This window comes from Streptomyces mangrovi (genome assembly GCF_900114215.1).
GTDB classification, from domain to species: domain Bacteria; phylum Actinomycetota; class Actinomycetes; order Streptomycetales; family Streptomycetaceae; genus Streptomyces; species Streptomyces barkulensis.
Map to the genome: position 1 here is coordinate 242,467 of NZ_FOSG01000009.1, position 19,507 is coordinate 261,973.

The following is a 19,507-nucleotide window of genomic DNA, read 5'->3' on the forward strand; positions in this document are numbered from 1 at the left end:
GGGGGCCTCAGCCGTGTCTTCGGCGGAAGGCGCCGCGCTCGCGGGCCACGCTGCTCGGCGTGGAGACCACCCCGTTGCGCTGGTTCCACATCTGCCGGGTGACCCACACGTCCAGCACCCCCCAGGTGGTGACCACCGTGCCCGCCACCGCCGCGAGCACCATGGGGAGGGCCAGCCACACCTGTGCCAGGGAGCACAGGACGGCGACCATCACCAGCACCAGGGTCACGGCCACGAGGACGACCGCGCGCACGGCCGCCGCCCGCACCGGGTCGGGCAGCCCCGAACCGGTGGCCACAGGATCTCCACTCTCCTCGTACACCTCGTCCTCATCCCGGTCCGATCGGAACTGATCGAATCCACCCGGTCCCCAGTCGGCCCTGCTCAGCCCCATGCGGTCTCCCCGTGCCCTGCCGTGCGCGCTTTCCCCGCGCACCGTGCGGCATCCGGCGTATCACAACACAGCGTCACAACAGCGCACGACAGGCGCCCGTACGGACGCCCGATGTCCCGAACGCGACCACGGCCGGTCCGTTACCAGTAGTAGGCTCGCGCCGTTTGCTGAGGGAACCCATGCTCCCGTTCGACGGGACGGACACAGGGGAGGCCATGCGCTTTCGCGGCAAGTCGATCCGGCGGAAGATCGTGGCGCTGCTGCTGGTCCCTCTGGTGGCGCTCACCTCGATCTGGGCGTTCGCCACCGTGATCACCGGCCGTGAGGCGGACCGGCTGCTCGACGCCGCGACCGTCATGGGCGAGCTCGGCGAACCGGTCCAGGAAACCGTCCGCGCCCTCCAGACCGAGCGCCGCCACACCCTCGTCCACCTCGCCGACCCGCGCCGCTCCGACTCCCTGACCGCCCTGCACGACGGCCGGCAGGCCACCGACGAGGCGGTGGCGGCCCTGCGCACCCGGGCCGGGGGCGAGGAGATCCGCGGTGAGCTGGACGACGATCCCCGCAGGCGCCTGGACGAACTCCTCGCCGCGCTCGACCGGCTGGAGAAGGTGCGTGCCCGGGTCACGGACAACGCCGCCGAACGCCAGGACGCCTACGACGCGTACAACGCCCTCATCGACCCGTGCCACGCCTTCCTCACCGGTATGCGCGGTGTCGACGACGTCCGGCTGGAGAGGGAGGGTCGCGCCCTCATCGGCCTCTCCCGCGCCCGCGAGTACCTCTCCCGCCAGGACGCCCTGCTGGCCGCCGCGTTCACCGCCGGCCGGATGACCGAGGACCAGTTGCGGGCCGTCTCCGACCGGGTGGCCGAACGCGAACTCACCTACCGCACGCACCTGTCGGTGCTTCCCGCCGAGGACCGGGAGAGATACCAGGCGTTCTGGTCCGGCGCCGACGGCCGGACCCTGCGCGCGGCCGAGGACGAGATCATCGGCGCCGGCGCCGCGGGGGCGGTGAAGGCCTTCGACGCGGAGCGCTGGCGGAAGACCTCCGGCACCGCCTTGGAGGAGCTGCGGCGCATGGACCGGGAGACCGGGGAGCGCTACCACCGGAGAGTCGAACCGGAGGCCGCCTCCGTGCTGCTGCGCGCCGCCGTCGTCGGGATCCTGGGCTTCGCGGCCGTCCTCGTCTCGGTGGCCGTCTCCCTGCGCATCGGCCGCGGCCTGGTCCGCGACCTCGGCGCCCTGCGCAGGGAGGCGGGGGAGGCGGCGGGCGTACGGCTGCCCGGGGTCATGCGGCGGCTCGCCGCGGGCGAGCAGGTCGACGTGGAGACCGAGGCGCCGCGCCTGGAGTACGGACGCGACGAGATCGGGCAGGTCGGACAGGCCCTCAACACCCTCCAGCGGGCCGCCGTCGAGGCCGCCGTCAGACAGGCGGACATGCGCCGCGGCGTCTCCGAGGTCTTCGTCAACCTCGCCCGCCGCAGCCAGGTGCTGCTCCACCGCCAGCTCACCCTGCTGGACGCGATGGAGCGGCGTACCGAGGACCCCGGGGAACTGGCCGACCTCTTCCGGCTCGACCACCTCACCACCCGTATGCGCCGTCACGCGGAGGGCCTGGTCATCCTCTCCGGCGCCACGCCCTCCCGCCAGTGGCGCAAGCCCATCCCCCTGATGGACGTCGTCCGCGCCGCCGTCTCCGAGGTGGAGGACTACGAGCGCATCGAGGTGCGGCGGCTGCCCCCGCTCGCGGTCGACGGCGCCGCCATCGCCGACCTGACCCACCTCGTCGCCGAACTCCTGGAGAACGCGACGGTGTTCTCGCCACCGCACACCGCGGTCCAGGTGCTCGGCGAACGGGTTCCCAGCGGTTTCGCCCTGGAGATCCACGACCGGGGCCTGGGCATGTCCCCCGACGCGCTGCTGGAGGCCAACCTCCGGCTCTCCGAGACGCCCGACTTCCGGCTCTCCGACACCGACCGGCTCGGCCTGTTCGTCGTCTCCCGGCTCGGCCGGCGCCAGAACGTCCGCGTCTCCCTGCAGCCCTCGCCCTACGGCGGCACCACCGCCGTCGTGCTCGTCCCCGGCGCGCTGCTCACCGAGATCCCCCAGGTCTCCCGGAACGCCGTGGCGGCGGGGGAGGAGGCGGACACCGCGGAGCACCGCGCCGACGACCGCGCCCGGACCACCGCGGGGCTCCCGCTGCGGGGCGCCCGGCCCGCCATCGGAGCGGGTGGTTCCGGTCCGGCCGGACCGGAACCACCCGCCAAAGGGCCCGGGGGGACCGGCGCGGACGTCGGAACCCTGCTGCGCGGACACGCCGCCGGCCACCGCGGTGAACCGGCACCGCGGCCCCCTTCCGACCGCCCGTCCGGTGAGAGCGGCGGCGCCGGACTCGTCCGGGAACTCCGGCCCGGCACCCACCGGACACCGGACGGGAGCCGGGAGCGGGAACAGGAGGACCGGGGCCGGGGCCAGAGCCGGGAGTGGGCAGGGGACGCCGACCGGGCGCGCGCCCGGATGGCCTCGTTCCAGCACGGAGTGCGGCGCGGTCGGCAGCAGAGCGTGAACTCCCCAGGCGGCACGGGTGTGGACGCCCCGGAGGACGGGAACGGCTCGGACGGTGGGACCGGTTCGGACGACACGGCCCCGCGACCGACACACTGGAGGGGGACGGCCGATGACCGCAGTGCACGGCACGGGGGAGGGCGCCATAGAGGCGACGGGTGAGCCGGACCGGCTCCCGGACGGTTCGGTGGGCCCGGCCGGACCGCTCCGGCACGACGCGACCGGTGCGGGGTGAGTCCGCCATGACGGACCGTTGGTTCGACGACGCCGCAGGGCCGGTGGTACGGCCGTACGCCATGACGCGCGGCCGCACCCGCAGCGCGACCGGAAGCCGTATCGACCCGGTCGCTCTGGTGGTCGCCGAGACGCCGGCCGAGCCCGCGGAAGCATCCCCGGAGGCGCTCCCGGCCACCGGGCCGGCCGGGAGCGCCGAAGCCCGGCTCCCGGCCTCCCCGGGCGGGGCCGGCACCGCCGGTGCCCCGGGCGGCACCGGCGTACTCGGCCCGGAGCATCTCGACATCGTCGCCCGGTGCCGCCGGGCCCCTCAGCCGGTCGCCGAACTGGCGGCCGTACTGGATCTGCCGGTGGGCGTCGTACGCGTCCTGGTCGGAGATCTCGTCGAGGCCGAGCTGGTCCGCGTCACCCGTCCCGTGCCCCCGGCCGAGCTGCCGGACGAGCGCATCCTGCGCGATGTGATCAACGGCCTGCGGGCGCTCTGAGCTCCTTTCGGGCGCTCCGGGAGGAGTCCCGGGGCGCCTCGGGCATCTTGGATCATCCTCAGGAGGCTCGTTCAGGCCGGTCCGGCGGATCCGGCCACGGCGCGGTGCGCCCGGTCCGGATCCAGGATCAGGCGTGCCTCCACCCGGCCGTCCACCAGCCGGGTCTCGAAGACCGGCTGGGGGGAGGTCGCGGGACCCCGTACGTTCCAGCCGTCCGCCAGGCGGAAGACGCTGCCGTGCCAGGGGCACCGTACGCACCCGTCGGCGACCGTACCCTGCGACAGCGGTCCGGCCATGTGGCTGCACCGGTCGGCCAGGGCGTGCACCTGCCCGCCGGTCTCGCGGACGACGACCACCGGCGTCTCGCCCACGTACCGCCGGACCGGCTCGCCGACCGGCAGGTCCGCCATGTCACCGATGGGGTGCCAGCCGGGCCCGACCACGGCGGGCACCTGCTCGGCGTGATTGACGGCGGCGGCCTGCCGGTAGGCCAGATGGCCGCCCAGGGCCCCACCAGCGCTCACCACGGCCAGCCCAGCGAACCCCAGCAGGCGGCCCCGGGCCCGCCTGCCGCGCAGCCGGGCACCCAGCGAGGCCGAGTACAGGCCGACGGCCGCGGCGTTCGCCGCGGCGTGCACCAGGCCGACCCGCATCTGCGGTTTGCGCAGCTCGGCCCAGTCCACCCAGCCCGTCAGGGCGGCCGGCCCGGCGGCCGCCAGGCCGACTCCCACCAGGACGTCGGCGCCGCGGCGCTGCCCGGGCAGCAGATCGAGCACGGCGGCGGACATCCAGGTTCCGATGGGCACCTGCACCATCAGCGGGTGCACCGCGTGGCCCAGCCAGCGGCCGTGCAGGGCGTCGCGTGCCCCGCCCAGCGGAAGCGCGTGTACGGCGCGCCGCAGTGGCCCGAGCGCGGCGTCGAGACGCGGAGTGCTCTCCAGCCTCTCCACCGCGGTCAGGATCCGCCCCGGACGCTCGGGATCCGGAAGCGCGGACCGGGCGGCGGACCGGGCGGCCGAGAAAGCTGTGCGGACGTTCTGAGAAACAGGCATACCGCCCAGTTCCCTGGCAGTGGCGGACATAAACGACCCGCGGAGGTGGCACAGGGATGTACCGGGCGGCCTCGGGCGGTACTTGGCCTGATCACGTCCCGGCCGCTTCGGGGACTTGTCGTCACCGCGCGGGTACGGAACGATCTCTTGCTCCGACGGGCGGCACCGCACAGTGCGGGCCGCACTGCGAGATGCGGAGGAAGAACCGATGGTCTTCGCGGACTCCGGCGCCTGCCGGAAGCACCGGAAAAGCGCTCCCGCCGCCTCACCGGTGGCGCTGAAGGTGCTGGTGGCGGGCGGTCCGGGAGCGGGCAAGACCACCCTGGTCGGCTCCGCCAGCGAGGTCGGGCCGCTGCGCACCGAGGAGTTCCTGGCAGGGGCCCGCCCCCCGTCCGGCGGCCCCGGGCAGGGGCGGGGAGCGGCGGAAGCGGAGGAAGCCGACGAGCGGAAAGCCGCCACCGTCGCCATGGACTTCGGCCGCATCACCCTGAGCGGACGGCTGACCCTCTGCCTCCTCGCGGCCCCGGGGCAGGAGCGGTTCGGGCCACTGTGGGACGAGCTGGCCCAGGGGGCGCTCGGCGCGGTGCTCCTCGCCGACCCCCGCCGCCCGCGGGACTGCCTCGGCGCGCTCGACCGCCTTCAGCGGCACGCCGTTCCGTACGCCGTGGCCGTGAACCGCTCCGACGGCCCCCGCCGGCCTCCGAAGGAGGCGGTGCGCGCCGCGCTGGGGCTGGACGCGGCGGTGCCGGTCCTGCGGTGCGACGTGCGCGACCGCGGCTCCGTGCGCGAGGTGCTGGCCTCGGTCGTCGAGCACGCCATGGCCGCCGGCGCCCCCGGCCGCCGCGGGAGCGCCCCTGACCTCACGCGCCCCTGACCTCACGCGCCCCTGACCTCACGCGCCCCGGCGTACGGCGGGCCCGGCCCGGCCCGGAGCCGGGCCCCCGCCGCGGAGGGCCGCTCAGTCGCCGTCCTCCTCCCAGCCGAAGCTGCGCTCGACGGCCTTGCGCCAGTTGCGGTGCTCCCGCTCACGGACCTCCGCGTCCATCCGCGGGGTCCACTCGGCGTCCTTCCTCCAGTGCGCCTTGAGCTCCTCCAGATCCGACCAGACCCCGGTGGCCAGACCGGCCGCGTACGCCGCGCCCAGACAGGTGGTCTCGGAGATCACCGGCCGGATCACCGGCACCCCGAGCACATCGGCCTGGTGCTGCATCAGCAGTCCGTTGGCGGTCATGCCGCCGTCCACCTTGAGGCTGGTGATCTCCACCCCGGAGTCCTGGTACATCGCGTCGACGACCTCACGCGTCTGCCAGCTCGTCGCCTCCAGCACGGCCCGTGCCAGGTGCGCCTTGGTGACGTAGCGGGTCAGACCGGTGATGACGCCGCGTGCGTCCGAGCGCCAGTACGGGGCGAACAGGCCGGAGAAGGCCGGGACGATGTACGCGCCGCCGTTGTCCTCCACGCTCGCGGCCAGGGGCTCGATCTCGGAGGCCTCCCGGATGATCCCCAGCTGGTCGCGGAACCACTGCACCAGTGCACCGGTGATGGCGATCGACCCCTCCAGACAGTAGACGGGCCGCTCGCCGCCGAGCTGGTAGCCCACCGTGGTCACCAGCCCGCTCTTGGACGCCACCGGGCGGTGGCCGGTGTTCAGCAGCAGGAACGAACCGGTGCCGTAGGTGTTCTTGGCGTCGCCGACCTCGTAGCAGGTCTGGCCGAAGATGGCCGCCTGCTGGTCGCCGAGCGCGGAGGCCACCGGCACTCCGGTGCTCGTCCCCACCGAGGTCGTTCCGTACACCTCGGCCGAGGAGCGGATCTCCGGCAGCACCGCCTCGGGGATGCCCATGGCCTCCAGGATCGAGGAGTCCCACTGGAGGGTCTCCAGATTCATCAGCATGGTCCGGCTGGCGTTGGTGACGTCCGTGACGTGCACACCGCCCTCGGTACCGCCGGTGAGGTTCCAGATCAGCCAGGAGTCCATGGTGCCGAAGGCGATCTCGCCCGCGGCGGCGCGCTCGCGCAGCCCGGGCACGTGCTCCAGCAGCCAGGCGGCCTTCGGCCCGGAGAAGTAACTGGCCAGCGGGAGCCCGGTCCGGTCGCGGAAGCGGTCCTGCCCCACGTCGCCGCCCAGCTCCCGGCAGAGCGCGGAGGTGCGGGTGTCCTGCCAGACGATGGCGTTGTGGACCGGCCTGCCGGTGGCGCGGTCCCACAGCACGGTCGTCTCGCGCTGGTTGGTGATGCCCAGCGCGCTCAGGTCGCGGCCGCGCAGTCCCGCCTTGGCGAGCGCTCCCGCGACCACGGCCTGGACCTTGGACCAGATCTCGGTGGCGTCGTGCTCCACCCAGCCGGGCTTGGGGAAGATCTGCCGGTGCTCGCGCTGGTCGACGGCGACGATCGCGCCGTCGTGGTCGAAGATGATGCAGCGGCTCGACGTGGTGCCCTGGTCGATCGCGGCGACGTAGGTGGCTGCGGTGTCCGTCATGGCGGTTCCTCCGGTCCCCTTGTGCTGGTCGTCCTCGGTACTTCCCGCTCTTCCCGGTCCTTCTCCGGTCTTGTTCCCGCCCTTGTTCCCGGTCCTCGTGGCCCGGGTCAGAAGGCGAGGTTGTAGACGAGTGCCCCGAGGACGCCGCCGATGACCGGCCCCACCACCGGAACCCAGGAGTACCCCCAGTCGGAGGTGCCCTTGTTGGGGATGGGCAGCAGCGCGTGGGCGATGCGGGGGCCCAGGTCGCGGGCCGGGTTGATGGCGTAACCGGTGGGGCCGCCGAGGGACAGGCCGATCCCGACGACCAGCAGCGCGACGATGAGGAGCGCGGTGCCGGACTCGCCCAGCCCCTCGGTCAGGCCGAAGGCCAGGATCGGCAGCACCAGGGCGACGGTCGCGATGATCTCGGTGACCAGGTTGGCCACCGGGCTGCGGATCTCCGGAATCGTCGAGAAGACGCCGAGGGTCGGCATCGCGGTCTCCTTGTCGCGGTTCAGCGCGAACTGTGCGTAGTAGACCAGCCAGGCCAGCACGGCGCCGAGGAACGCACCGATGATCTGCCCCGCGATGTAGACCGGGACCTTGTCCCAGTTCTCACCCGTCTGGGTGGCGATGCCGATGGTCACGGCGGGATTGATGTGCCCCCCGGACAGGGGCGCCGCGGTGTAGGCGCCCGTGAGCACCCCGAAGCCCCATCCGAAGGCGATGACGATCCAGCCCGCGTTCTGCGCCTTGGAGCGGTTGAGTGTGATGGCGGCGTTGACCCCCGCTCCGAAGAGGATCAGGAGCGCCGTTCCGATGATCTCGCCGATGAGGATGTCGCTGGTGGGAAGGTTCATTGCCGCTCCTCCGTGCCCTCACCCCGGGCAGCGGCCCCGGGTGTCCCTGCGGGGTGCGTTGTGCGGTGCGGGCGGACCCGGCGGCACGGCGCGGCCGCGCCCCGCCCGGCGTCCGCGACGAGCGTGCGTGTCCAGCGGAACCGCCCCGGGGAGCATCCGGTCATGGAGACCGACGTGCGGCGATACCGTCTGATAATCGGAAGTGTTCCCCCGGTGAGAAGGACCGTCAAGGCAACCCGCAGGGCGAGGCGGCCCGTTCCCGTCCCGCACCCCGCAGCACGTCTCAGAGGCGGACGGCGCGGGCCACCGGCCTTTCCGGCAGGGCCCGTCCGGGCGGCCCGACGGCCCGGCGTCCGGCCCGGACGGGGCTCAGCCCGCGCCCGGACGGGGCATCCGGGTGAGCCGGTCCAGTTCCGGGGCGTCCTCCAGACGGCTGTCGGCCAGCGCCCTGACCACCTCGGCCAGTCGCACCACTCCCACGCAGCGTCCCGCCTCGTCCACGACCGCCACGTCGTCGGCCGTACGGCTGCTGTCCCCGGCGGCCACCACGTCGAGCACCTCCCAGGCGGTGGCGCCCACCCGGACCGTGCGCGGCCGGTCCGCCAGCCGGACCGCGGGCCGGTCGGCGTACAGGGCGTGGCCGTACCGGCCCGACATGGCCAGCAGGAAGCGGTCCCGGTCCACCGCGCGCACCGGCACCCCGTCGGGATCCACCAGCATCACCCCGGTCAATTCCGGCGAGCCGGTCAGCAGCGCCCGCACCTGGGAGGCGGAGGCCGACAGCGGCAGCAGGGCCGCAGAGTGCAGGAACTCCGAGACCGGCGGCCCCTGCGAGTCCCTCCCCTCCGGCGGAGCGGCGGGCGGGCAGACCGGCACACGGACCTCGGTGACCGGACGGCGCGCGGGCGGGGCGAACAGATGCCCCTGTGCCAGGTGCGCGCCGGCGGCCCGCGCGGACGCGTACTGCAACTCGGTCTCCACCCCCTCCACGGCCAGCAGCGCCCCGACGCCGTCGCAGAACCGCCGCAGCCCGGCGACCGCCGCACGGTAGGAGGGCCGGTGCGGCAGCCCGGCCACGACGGCGGCGTCCACCTTGACCAGATCGGGGGAGAGATCGGCGAGCAGCAGCAGCGGAGGGTCCCCGGCGCCGATCCCGTCCACGCAGATCCGGAAGCCGTCCTCGCGCAGCGCGCCGACCGCCGACACCAGCGCCTCGTGGGGCGCCGACACCTCACGAGACGCCGACACCGGCCGCGGGGTGATGTCGAGCGTCACCTCCCACGGCCGGCGGCCGGCCTCCCGCACGGCCCGGCGCAGCGCGGCGAGGTCACCGAGGCCGGCCAGGGTGGCGGCGAAGACATTGACGTGGAGGGGCAGCAGACCTTCCCGGCGCGCGGCGGACCGCAGGGCCAGCGCGGCCAGCTCGGCGTCCAGCTCCGGATCGCGGCACGCCTCGGCCACGACATCGCCTCCCCCGCAGCGGGCCAGGACCTCCAGGGCCGTCACGGAACCGGTCCCGAGGTCCACGACCGGCTGGTAGGCGAATCGGAGTTGGCTCGTCCAGGCACGCACGACACCAGCATGCTGCCGCCGAAGGCGCCGGGAGGGGGTGTTCGCGCAGAGTTCACGAGCATTTCCGCGCCCCGGGCCCGCCGCCCCGGACGACGGCGGAAGGCTCGGCAAACGTGGCGAACGGGTGACAGCGCACCGAATCCAGAACCGTCGTGGGGCGGGCCGCGTCCCCATCACCGGGCGACGGCGGTACGGGACCCACGGGGGTGGTGCCGTACCGCCGCTCCGCTCCGCCCGGCACACCGGCACCGGGCGGCACACGAGGCCGGTGGATGCCGCTCAGTGTCCGGTGAGCGACCTGGGATGCACGGGGAAGTCGAAGTAGGTGTCGGGGAACGGCTCCCGCAGGAAGGAGTAGTGCCACCACTCGGCCTCGTAGTTCACGAAGCCCACCTCCTCCAGCGACTCCTTCAGCAGCAGCCGGTTGGCCCGCTGCTCACCGGTGATCCGCGGGTCCAGCGTGTGCGAGAGGGTGTCGAAGCAGTCGTAGCCCGTTCCCATGTCCACCGAGTTGTCCGGGAAGCGCTCCTCCCGCGGCGCGAAGCACGGCGTCAGCGGCTCGCCCGGTGTGTACGGCCGGGTCGGCCAGGCGGGCAGCCGCACCAGGGTCAGGTCGACGGTGCTGCCCCGGCTGTGCCCGGAGCGTTCGGCGATGTACCCGTCCGAGAACAGCCGCGTCTTGTCCACCCGTGGGTAGAACTCCTCCTTCATCCGCTGGTCGCCGAGGTCCTGAGCCCACGCCACGAAGTGGTCCACGGCCCGCTGCGGGCGGTAGCAGTCGTAGACCTTCAGCGAGTACCCCCGCCACAGCAGCTTCCACTGCGCCCGGCGCAGCGCCTCGGCGGCGTCGCGGGTCAGCAGGCACATCGGCTTGCGGTACCCGTCCACGGGATCACCGACGAAGTTGTGCGCCGTGGTGTAGCGGATCTCCTGGAGGATCGTCGGATCCACCTCGGAGAGCGCCACGAACTCCGGCGGCGCCTTCGGCTCCGGCTCGGCCCGCGCGGACGGCGCCGCGGCGACGAGGACTGCGGGGGCGAGGAGCACGGCGAGCGCGAGGAGGACCGCGGCCACCGGCACGCGCGCCCCGGGCCTTCGCCCAAAGGATTTCCCGTCCGGCCGCGCGGACGGCGAAGTGATCGGTTCCCTGATCGGCATGACCCCTCCGTCTACCAGGTGCCCGGTGCGTCGCGGAAGACCGCCCGCGCGCCCCGCGGGCACGCCCCGCGCCCTCCGTGCGCTCACGCCCCCGAGCCACGCACCCGCACCGGGTACCCCACTTCCGAAGTCCCCTCCCGCGCCACCACCACCTCCCGGCCCAGCACCCGCACCGAGAACCGCTCCAGCTCCACCCGCCCGAAACCGTCCCCCGGGTCCGAGGCCACCACCCCGCCGCCCGTACGCCCGGGCGGCGGAGCCCACACCTCCAGCTCGACCCCGCCCTCCGGCCCGGCCACCGGCACCACCGAGCCCGCCCGGGCCAGCACCGGGATCCGCGCCCGCGGAGCCTCGACGACCACCCGGCCCGGGCCCCTGTGCAGACGCCCCGTCGCCGTGTCGTACCACCACCCGCGCGGCAGCCGCACGGTACGGCGCACCACCCCCGGCTCCAGCACCGGCGCCACCAGCAGCGCGTCCCCCAGCAGGAACGCGTCCTCGCACTCCCGCAGCGCCCGGTCCTTCGGCGCGGCCCACCACAGCGGGCGCACGTACGGAGCCCCCGAGCGGTGCGCCAGCCGGGCCAGCGTCGCGAAGTACGGCAGCAGCCGCTCCCGCTCGCGCAGCGCCGCCCGCGCGTGCTCCAGCACCTCCGAACCGAACTCCCACGGCTCCCGCCGCCCGGAACCCGGCACGGCCGGGGTGCGGAACAGCGGCAGGTACGCGGCCAGCTGGAACCAGCGCAGATACAGCTCCGGCGACGGTCGCGGCGACCCCGCCGGGCCCCCGACGTCCGCACCGCAGTACGGCACCCCGCACAGCCCCAGGCCGATCACCTGGGCCAGCGCGTCCCGCAGCCCCTCCCAGCCGGCCGACGTCTGATCCGTCCAGGTGCCGCCGTAGCGCTGAAGACCCGCCCAGCCCGAGCGCGACAGCAGCAGCGGCCGCTCGTGGGGCCGCAGACCCCGCACCCCCTCGAAGCCCGCACGGGCCATCGCCAGGGCGTAGACGTTGTGCGCCTCCCGGTGGTCGCCGCCACGCGATTCCAGGCAGTGCCCGGCCGACCGCGGCAGCGTCGCGTCACCGAAGGCCGCCAGGGAGACCGGATCGTTCATCTCGTGGCAGAACCCGGCGAACCCCCGCCCCAGCCGCTCGGAGTACAGACCTCCCCACCACTTGCGCACCCGCGGATCGGTGAAGTCCGGGTACACCGCCTCACCCGCCGGGCCCAGCCCGCGCACCGGCCCGCCCAACGGCCCCCGGACGAAGGCGTCCTCGCCGAGCCCGCCGTCGTACACCGCCTCCCCCGGCTCCGCCCGCACCGCGGGGTCGACGCACGACACCAGCCGCACCCCGCCCCCCTCCGACCCGCGCAGCGAGTCCGCCAGGGCAGGCAGGTCCGGAAACCGCCCGGAGTCCACCGTGAACCCCCGCCGCCCCCGGTGATGGCCCGCCCCCAGATGTACGGCGCTCAGCGGCAGCCCCCGCTCGGCGTACCCCGCCACCACCCGCCGCACCTCGCGCTCGCCCCCCGTCCCCCACAGGCCCGCCTGGTGGCCCAGCGCCCACCGGGGCGGCAGTACGGGCGCCCCCGTCAGCGCCCGCCAGCCGTGCAGCACCCGAGAGGGCGCGCCCGTCAGCACCCAGTAGCGCAGCGGACCGCCCGACATCCGCACCTCGCACCGGCCCGGCCGGTCGTGACCGGAACCCGCGCCCTCCAGACCCTCGCGCAGCGTCACCATGCCGTCCCAGGAGTTGTCGTGGAAGACCAGATGGCCGCCCGCGTCCGCCACCACCCACAGCACCGGCATCGTCAGCGACCGCGTGCCGCGCCCCGCCCGGAACGGAACCGGCCCCGCGTTCCACAACCGGTACGGGCCGCCGCGCAGCCTCGGTCCCGGCGTCCGCCCGCCCAGTCCGAAGAACCGCGCGTCCGCCGGCACCTCCGAGCGCTGCGTCCAGCGGCTCCCCGCGGTGCCCTCCGCACCCCCCGCCACGCCGTCCACCGGCTCCCACCAGCGCGGCGGCAGATCACGACGCAGCACCACACCGCCCGGGGTGCGCACCTCCACCGCACCCAGCCGGGTCACCGTCACCAGCACCCGCTCGGACACCACCCGCCAGCCGCCGTCCTTGTCCGGCTCCAGCACCGCCCGCGGATCCGCCTGCGGATACGCGCCCGCCAGCGCGTACGACGGCTCGGGCGCCGCGCCGTCCCAGCCGCAGAACACCATCCCGCCCGCCGTCACCCGGACCCGCAGCGACGACCGCTCGAAGTGCACCACGCCACCGCCCGGCCGCGGCTCGGCCCCCCGCGCCGGACCCGGCACCCGCGCCCGCTCCCGGCCGCCGCGCGGCAGTGCCCGGGCGTCCGTACGCCGCACCCGCCACGCGGCCCGGGCCGCACGCAACCCCTGCGCCGCACCGACCAACCTCACCGACCGCACCAGGTCACGTGCATCCATGCTGATCAGAGTGCCATCACCGGCGAACGGCCGGTGCCGCGTTCAACCGCCGTTCACCGGACGTCCCCCCGTGGTTGCACCACACCGTCCGGCCCCCCGGTATGGGGGAGCGGCCCTGGTGCGGAAACCGATCACATGGCACAGTCCTGCACAGCCGCCGCGCACCCGCACGCCCCCGGCCACCATCCCAGGGGCCGAGCGGTGCGGGGAGGCGAACGCACACGAAGCGTGAAAACAGCCCGGGAGCCGCCATGACCGCCGCGCACAGCGCCGCACCGACGACCGCAGACCAGCCGGAGCCCCTGTGGAGCCCCGGCCCCGACCGGATCGAGGGCGCCCGGATCACCCGCTTCCAGGCATGGGCCGCCGAACGCTTCGGAGCCCCGGCCGCCACCCCCGGCGACCCGGCCGCGAGCTACACCGCGCTGCACCGCTGGTCGGTCGAGGAACTCGCGGCTTTCTGGCAGGCGGTCGCCGAGTGGTTCGACGTACGCTTCGCCACCCCGTACGAGACCGTCCTCGCCGACCCCGCCATGCCCGGCGCCCGCTGGTTCCCCGGAGCCACCCTCAACTACGCCGAGCACGCCCTGCGCGCCGGCGAGGACCCGGACCGCGCCGACACCCCCGCTCTGCTGTACGTCGACGAGACCCACGATCCGGTCCCCGTCACCTGGGCGGAGCTGCGCCGCCAGGTCGGCTCGCTCGCCGCCGAACTGCGCCGCCTCGGGGTACGCCCCGGCGACCGCGTCAGCGGCTACCTGCCCAACATCCCCCAGGCCGCCGTCGCCCTGCTGGCCACCGCCGCCGTCGGCGGCGTGTGGACCTCCTGCGCCCCCGACTTCGGCGCCCGCAGCGTCCTGGACCGCTTCCAGCAGGTCGAACCGGTCGTCCTGTTCACCGTCGACGGCTACCGCTACGGCGGCAAGCAGCACGACCGCACCGACACCGTCGCCGAACTGCGCCGCGAACTGCCCTCCCTGCGCGCCGTCGTCCACATCCCCCTGCTCGGCACCCCGGCCCCCGAAGGCGCCCTGGAGTGGGACGCCCTGACCGCCGCCGACGGCACGCGGGCCGAACCGGTCTTCGACCAGGTCCCCTTCGACCACCCGCTGTGGGTGCTGTACTCCTCGGGCACCACCGGACTGCCCAAGGCCATCGTCCAGTCCCAGGGCGGCATCCTGGTCGAACACCTCAAGCAGCTCGGCCTCCACTGCGACCTCGGCCCCGGCGACCGCTTCTTCTGGTACACCTCCACCGGCTGGATGATGTGGAACTTCCTCGTCTCCGGCCTGCTCACCGGCACCACCGTCGTCCTCTACGACGGCAGCCCCGGCCACCCCGGCACCGACGCCCAGTGGCGCGTGGCCGAACGCACCGGCGCCACCTTCTACGGCACCTCCGCCGCCTACGTCATGGCCTGCCGCAAGGCCGGCGTCCACCCCGGCCGCGACCTCGACCTCTCCCGCGTCAGGTGCGTCGCCACCACCGGCTCCCCCCTCCCGCCCGACGGGTTCCGCTGGATCCACGACGAGGTCGCCCAGGACATGTGGATCGCCTCCGTCAGCGGCGGCACCGACGTGTGCAGCTGCTTCGCCGGCGCCGTCCCCACCCTCCCCGTCCACATCGGTGAACTCCAGGCCCCCGGCCTGGGCACCGACCTGCAGTCCTGGGACCCGCACGGCAGGCCGCTGGTCGACGAGGTCGGCGAACTGGTCGTCACCCGACCCATGCCGTCCATGCCGATCCGCTTCTGGAACGACCCGGACGGCTCCCGCTACCGCGACAGCTACTTCGAGATGTTCCCCGGCGTGTGGCGGCACGGAGACTGGACCACCCTCACCTCGCGCGGCACCGTCGTCATCCACGGCCGCTCCGACTCCACCCTCAACCGGCAGGGCGTCCGCATGGGCTCGGCCGACATCTACGAGGTCGTCGAACGCCTCCCGGAGATCCGCGAGTCCCTCGTCATCGGCGCGGAACAGCCCGACGGCGGCTACTGGATGCCCCTGTTCGTCCACCTCGCCCAGGGCGCCCGCCTCGACGACACCCTGCGAGACCGGATCAGGCGGGCCATCCGCGAACAGCTCTCACCCCGGCACGTCCCCGACGAGATCATCGAGGTCGAGGGCGTCCCCCACACCCTCACCGGCAAGCGGCTGGAGGTTCCGGTCAAGCGCCTCCTCCAGGGCGCCGAACTCGACAAGGCGGTCAACCCCGGCTCGGTCGACGACGTCGAACTCCTGCGCTTCTACGAACGCCTGGCCCGGGAACGCAGCGCCTCCTGAGCCTCCCCGAGGCCTGTTGTCAGCCCCCTCGATTACGGTGAGTCACCATACGAACACGCAATCGAGGGGGCTGACGACATGACACACCACAAGAGGCGCGACCGCCGCGGGCCGGAGACGGCGCGACGGGCCCTGCGCCGAGAGGCGCCCAGCACGGTCGCCGTCGTGGCCGACCCGGCCGGCTTCGCGGCCATGCGCCGCTACACCACGTTCACCTTCGACGACCACCACCACTACCTGCGGCAGACGGAAGGACTGCTGCGCTCGCTCACCGCCCAGGGCGTCCACACCCGTGTCGGTCTCTTCGAACCGGACGACTACGCGCACTTCTGCGCCCAGGAGCGGATCGACCCCGACACCTCCGACAGCCGTGCGCGCTACGTGGCCGAGATCGCCGCTACCGGTGCCACCGTCCGCTACCGGGGCCAGCCCCTGGACCGGCTGCTGCCCCTGCTGCTCGACGGCTGGGAGCGCAGGGAGGCCGGGGAACGCGCCACCGACACCCTCGCCGGTCTCGGCCCCTGCCCCGGCTGCGGAAAGGATCTCGGGCAGGAGGCCCTCGACACCGCGGCCGGCATCCTGGACCGGCTCACCACCGGAGCCGGCCCGGGCACCCACCACCTGGTGTGCAGCGTCACCGGTGCCACCGGGCCCCTGGTCGCCGTCCTCCACACCGGGGGCACGCCACGCGGCGGCAAGAAGCCGGCCACCGCCGAGGAGTCGACCTTCCGCGCGGTCCTCGCCACGGGGCTGGCCACCGGACGGCCCGGGGGAGTGGTGATGCGCACCATCCGCGACGGGAACGAGCAGGTGCGCGGCTGGAGCCTGAACGACGGCCGCCTCCGCCCCCTCACCGAGGCGGAGGTCTTCTCCGCCTACTGCACCGACGCCCGTACGGGAGACCCGGTCCCACCGGAGCCCGGTCTCGTCCACCGGGCCGGTTTCCCGCTGCCGGAGCGCACGACGGAGGACCGACGGCACAAGCGGCGGAAGGACGACCACTGACTCCCGCTCTCCGGTTCCGGCCGTCCCGCCGCGGGGCGGCCGGAACCCCACACGCCGGCGTGCAGCAACGCTCACTCTCCGGAGAGCACCGACTGCGCGGCCGCCCGCGCCTGCTCACCGCCGTCCGAAGCACGCGCGGCGGACGCCGCGCGCTCGCACTGGGCCATGGTCCGCCTGGACAGCTCCGCACGTACGTAGGGGATGGCCTTCGCCCCCATGGACAGGCTCGTGACACCCAGCCCGACCAGCACACACGCCAGCAGCGGATCGGCGGCGGCCTCACCGCAGACACCGCAGCTCTTGCCCTCGGCGCCGGCCGCCTCCGCGGCCATGGCCACCAGATCCAGCAGCGCCGGCTGCCACGGATCCTGGTAGCGGGCCAGCGCGCCCACCTGCCGGTCGGCGGCGAAGGTGTACTGCGCCAGATCATTGGTGCCCAGAGACAGGAACTCCACCTCCTGCAGCACCGACCGGGCCCTCAGCGCGGCCGAGGGGACCTCCACCATCACGCCGAACTTCGCCCGCAGCCCCGCGTCCCGGCAGGCGTCGGCGAACGCCCTGGCATCGGCCCGGTCGGAGACCATCGGCGCCATGACCTCCAGATACACCGGCAGCCCCTCGGCGGCCCTGGCAAGCGCCCGCAACTGGGTGCGCAGCACCTCGGGATGACCGAGCAGCGTACGCAGCCCGCGCACGCCCAGCGCGGGGTTGGGCTCCTCGGCGGGAGTGAGGAACTCCAGCGGCTTGTCCGCGCCCGCGTCCAGCACCCGTACCACGACACGCCCCTCCGGGAACGCCTCCAGCACCTGCCGATACGCCTCGACCTGCTTCTTCTCCGACGGTGCCTTCCCACCGGAGTCCAGGAACAGGAACTCGGTACGGAACAGGCCGACTCCCTCCGCGCCCGCCTCCACCGCGGCCGCCACATCCGCCGGGCCGCCGATGTTCGCCAGCAGCGGCACCTTGTGCCCGTCGGAGGTCGCGCCCGGGCCGGTGGCGGAGGCGAGCGCGGCCCTGCGCTCCTCGGCGATCCTGAGCATCTCCTCCCGCTGCTCCGGGTCCGGGTCCACGGTGACCACACCCGTACTGCCGTCCACCGCGACGACCGTCCCCTCGGCCAGTTCGACGGCGCCCCGCAGAGCCACCACCGCGGGCACCCCCAGCGACCGGGCCAGAATGGCGCTGTGGCTGGTGGGGCCGCCCTCCTCGGTCACGAAACCGAGAACGAGCGACGGATCCAGCAACGCGGTGTCCGCGGGCGCCAGATCACGTGCGACCAGCACATAGGGCCTGTCGCTGTTCGGCACTCCCGGCATCGGGACCCCGAGCAGCCGGGCGACGATCCGATTCCGCACGTCGTCCAGGTCCGCGACCCGCCCGGCGAGATAGTCGCCGGCCCCCGCGAGTAGCGCCCGGTAGGCGGCAAGGGCGTCGTACACCGCACGCTCGGCGGTGCTGCCCACGGCGATGCGCCGTTCGACATCGGCGATCAGCTCCGGATCCCGGGCCATCATGGCCTGTGCCTCCAGCACGGCCTGGGCCTCACCGCCCGCCAGGTTTCCCCGCGCGGTCAGATCGGCGGCCACGGCCTCCACCGCCTGACGCGCTCTCCTCCGCTCGTGCGGCACCTCGTCCCGGGTGGTCTGCCGGGTCGGCGGCTCCAGCTCGGCGGTGCCCATGTGCCGCACCTCGCCGATCACCACCCCGTGGCTGACCCCGATCCCTCGAAGCGTTGTCTCCATCTCACCCTCACCCGTCTCCGGATCTCCGGCCGGTTCCGTCTCGTGGCGGGACGTGCCCGCCTCCTGCCCGCCGCCCGCGAAGACCTCGCGGCCGGCGGGAGGGCGGTGGGTCACCGCCAGGTGAACAGCGTGCCGCCGGAGGGTACGTCGATGCTCTCGGCCACGTCGGCGAGTGCGTCCGGGGTGGCCTCCAGCGCGACAACCGGACACACCGGAGACTTCCCCGCGGCTTCCACCTCGACCGGGTTCCAGCGGACGATCGGGTCACCGCGTCGCACGGTGTCGCCCTTGGCGGCCAGCAGTTCGAAGCCCTGGCCGTTCAGCTGCACGGTGTCGATGCCCAGATGCGTCAGCACCCCGTGTCCCTCAGCGTCCACGACGACGAAGGCGTGCGCGTGCAGTGAGACGACGATGCCGTCGACCGGGGCCACGGCGACGGACGGCCCACGGGCCGGGTCGACGGCGGTACCGGGTCCCACCATCACTCCGGAGAACACCGGATCCGGCACGGCCGCGAGGCCGATGGCACGTCCGGCCAGCGGGGACGTCACGGTGGTCATGGAAAGCCTCCCAGGCGCGGGGACCGAGCGGTCACCGTCGTCGTGTGTCCTGAGTTGTCCTGAATCGGCGAGCTGATCTGAAGCGTATGACATGGGAACCGCCGGTTCCGGTGAGCGCGCGCGTGGCGGCCTGTCCGGAGCCGCCGAAGCGATTTGCCTCCGTACCCACCCGCCTGTACTCTCGTACCTCCGTCCGGCGCCAGTGGCGCCAGTGACGTCCGACCTTCATCTCCCTCGAGAATCCGGTTCGGTTCTGCACGCGCGCAGAGAAGACCGGATTTCAGAATTCAGAGGAGAGGCTGATAGTGTCGGAGACACCGAAGGGAAGCGCCCGGAGGGGCCCCGGAAGGGGTGCCGAAGGAAGCGTCCGTTCCTTGAGAACTCAACAGCGTGCCAAAAGTCAACGCCAGATATGTTGATACCCCGTTCCCGGGCCGCTCGGCCGGGGAATGAGGTTCCTTTGAAACATCACACAGCGAGGACGCTGCGCACCGCGGAAATCATTCCTTTCCGCCGGTGCCGCTCTGCGCGGATGTGACACCCCGAGTACGGGGAAAGGCATTCACGGAGAGTTTGATCCTGGCTCAGGACGAACGCTGGCGGCGTGCTTAACACATGCAAGTCGAACGATGAACCTCCTTCGGGAGGGGAAGAGTGGCGAACG

General features: G+C 73.7%; 13 protein-coding genes, 1 rRNA gene and 1 pseudogene. 6 read left to right on the forward strand and 9 right to left on the reverse strand.

Going from position 1 to position 19,507, the window contains the following annotated elements; all coding sequences use genetic code 11:
* Nucleotides 1-7: 7 nt before the first annotated feature.
* Nucleotides 8-394 carry a hypothetical protein gene (locus BM237_RS30435; RefSeq protein WP_342746237.1) on the reverse strand — a complete coding sequence of 129 codons (387 nt, stop codon included), beginning with the start codon at nucleotides 392-394 and terminating at the stop codon, nucleotides 8-10.
* Between the two features lie 179 nt (nucleotides 395-573).
* Here BM237_RS30435 and BM237_RS15445 point away from each other — a divergent pair, with 179 nt between their 5' ends.
* Nucleotides 574-3,126, forward strand: coding sequence for a sensor histidine kinase (locus tag BM237_RS15445; protein ID WP_342746238.1), 2,553 nt, complete (start codon nucleotides 574-576; stop codon nucleotides 3,124-3,126).
* An 80-nt stretch (nucleotides 3,127-3,206) separates the two neighbouring features.
* Nucleotides 3,207-3,683 (forward strand): DUF742 domain-containing protein, encoded by a 477-nt coding sequence (locus BM237_RS15450; RefSeq protein WP_093850214.1) that lies wholly within the window; start codon nucleotides 3,207-3,209, stop codon nucleotides 3,681-3,683.
* A gap of 71 nt (nucleotides 3,684-3,754) precedes the next feature.
* Here the strand turns inward: BM237_RS15450 and BM237_RS15455 are convergent, their stop codons facing one another.
* Nucleotides 3,755-4,735, reverse strand: a complete 981-nt coding sequence (locus BM237_RS15455; RefSeq protein WP_093850215.1) for a Rieske (2Fe-2S) protein — start codon at nucleotides 4,733-4,735, stop codon at nucleotides 3,755-3,757.
* 208 nt (nucleotides 4,736-4,943) lie between these two features.
* Between BM237_RS15455 and BM237_RS15460 the strand changes: the two genes are divergently transcribed.
* Nucleotides 4,944-5,609 carry a GTP-binding protein gene (locus tag BM237_RS15460; RefSeq protein WP_093850216.1) on the forward strand — a complete coding sequence of 222 codons (666 nt, stop codon included), beginning with the start codon at nucleotides 4,944-4,946 and terminating at the stop codon, nucleotides 5,607-5,609.
* An 84-nt stretch (nucleotides 5,610-5,693) separates the two neighbouring features.
* Here BM237_RS15460 and glpK read toward each other — a convergent pair whose 3' ends face one another.
* The 5 genes and pseudogenes from glpK to BM237_RS15485 form a co-directional block, all read right to left on the reverse strand.
* Nucleotides 5,694-7,214, reverse strand: coding sequence for a glycerol kinase GlpK (gene glpK / locus BM237_RS15465; protein ID WP_093850217.1), 1,521 nt, complete (start codon nucleotides 7,212-7,214; stop codon nucleotides 5,694-5,696).
* Between the two features lie 107 nt (nucleotides 7,215-7,321).
* Nucleotides 7,322-8,056, reverse strand: coding sequence for an MIP/aquaporin family protein (locus tag BM237_RS15470; protein WP_093850218.1), 735 nt, complete (start codon nucleotides 8,054-8,056; stop codon nucleotides 7,322-7,324).
* A 387-nt stretch (nucleotides 8,057-8,443) separates the two neighbouring features.
* A pseudogene (locus tag BM237_RS15475) lies at nucleotides 8,444-9,628 on the reverse strand (EAL domain-containing protein); the annotation flags it as partial.
* 279 nt (nucleotides 9,629-9,907) lie between these two features.
* Complete coding sequence (locus BM237_RS15480; protein WP_245793641.1) at nucleotides 9,908-10,702, reverse strand: M15 family metallopeptidase; 795 nt, start codon at nucleotides 10,700-10,702, stop codon at nucleotides 9,908-9,910.
* A gap of 167 nt (nucleotides 10,703-10,869) precedes the next feature.
* Entirely contained in the window at nucleotides 10,870-13,251 is a 2,382-nt protein-coding gene (locus BM237_RS15485; RefSeq protein ID WP_093850221.1) for a glycoside hydrolase family 31 protein, read from the reverse strand.
* A gap of 251 nt (nucleotides 13,252-13,502) precedes the next feature.
* Here BM237_RS15485 and BM237_RS15490 point away from each other — a divergent pair, with 251 nt between their 5' ends.
* Together BM237_RS15490 and BM237_RS15495 are read left to right on the forward strand one after the other, a co-directional pair.
* Nucleotides 13,503-15,536, forward strand: a complete 2,034-nt coding sequence (locus BM237_RS15490; protein ID WP_093850222.1) for an acetoacetate--CoA ligase — start codon at nucleotides 13,503-13,505, stop codon at nucleotides 15,534-15,536.
* A 78-nt stretch (nucleotides 15,537-15,614) separates the two neighbouring features.
* On the forward strand, nucleotides 15,615-16,541 hold the full coding sequence (locus BM237_RS15495) for a DUF8829 domain-containing protein (RefSeq protein WP_093850223.1): 927 nt from the start codon (nucleotides 15,615-15,617) through the stop codon (nucleotides 16,539-16,541).
* Between the two features lie 71 nt (nucleotides 16,542-16,612).
* Here BM237_RS15495 and ptsP read toward each other — a convergent pair whose 3' ends face one another.
* Nucleotides 16,613-18,283: a phosphoenolpyruvate--protein phosphotransferase gene (gene ptsP / locus BM237_RS15500; RefSeq protein ID WP_093850256.1), complete on the reverse strand. Its 1,671-nt coding sequence runs from the start codon at nucleotides 18,281-18,283 to the stop codon at nucleotides 16,613-16,615.
* Nucleotides 18,284-18,393: 110 nt separating this feature from the next.
* Nucleotides 18,394-18,843, reverse strand: a complete 450-nt coding sequence (locus BM237_RS15505) for a PTS sugar transporter subunit IIA (RefSeq protein ID WP_093850224.1) — start codon at nucleotides 18,841-18,843, stop codon at nucleotides 18,394-18,396.
* Nucleotides 18,844-19,404: 561 nt separating this feature from the next.
* On the opposite strand from BM237_RS15505, the gene BM237_RS15510 reads away from it, so the two are divergent.
* A 16S ribosomal RNA gene (locus tag BM237_RS15510) occupies nucleotides 19,405-19,507 on the forward strand; the annotation flags it as partial.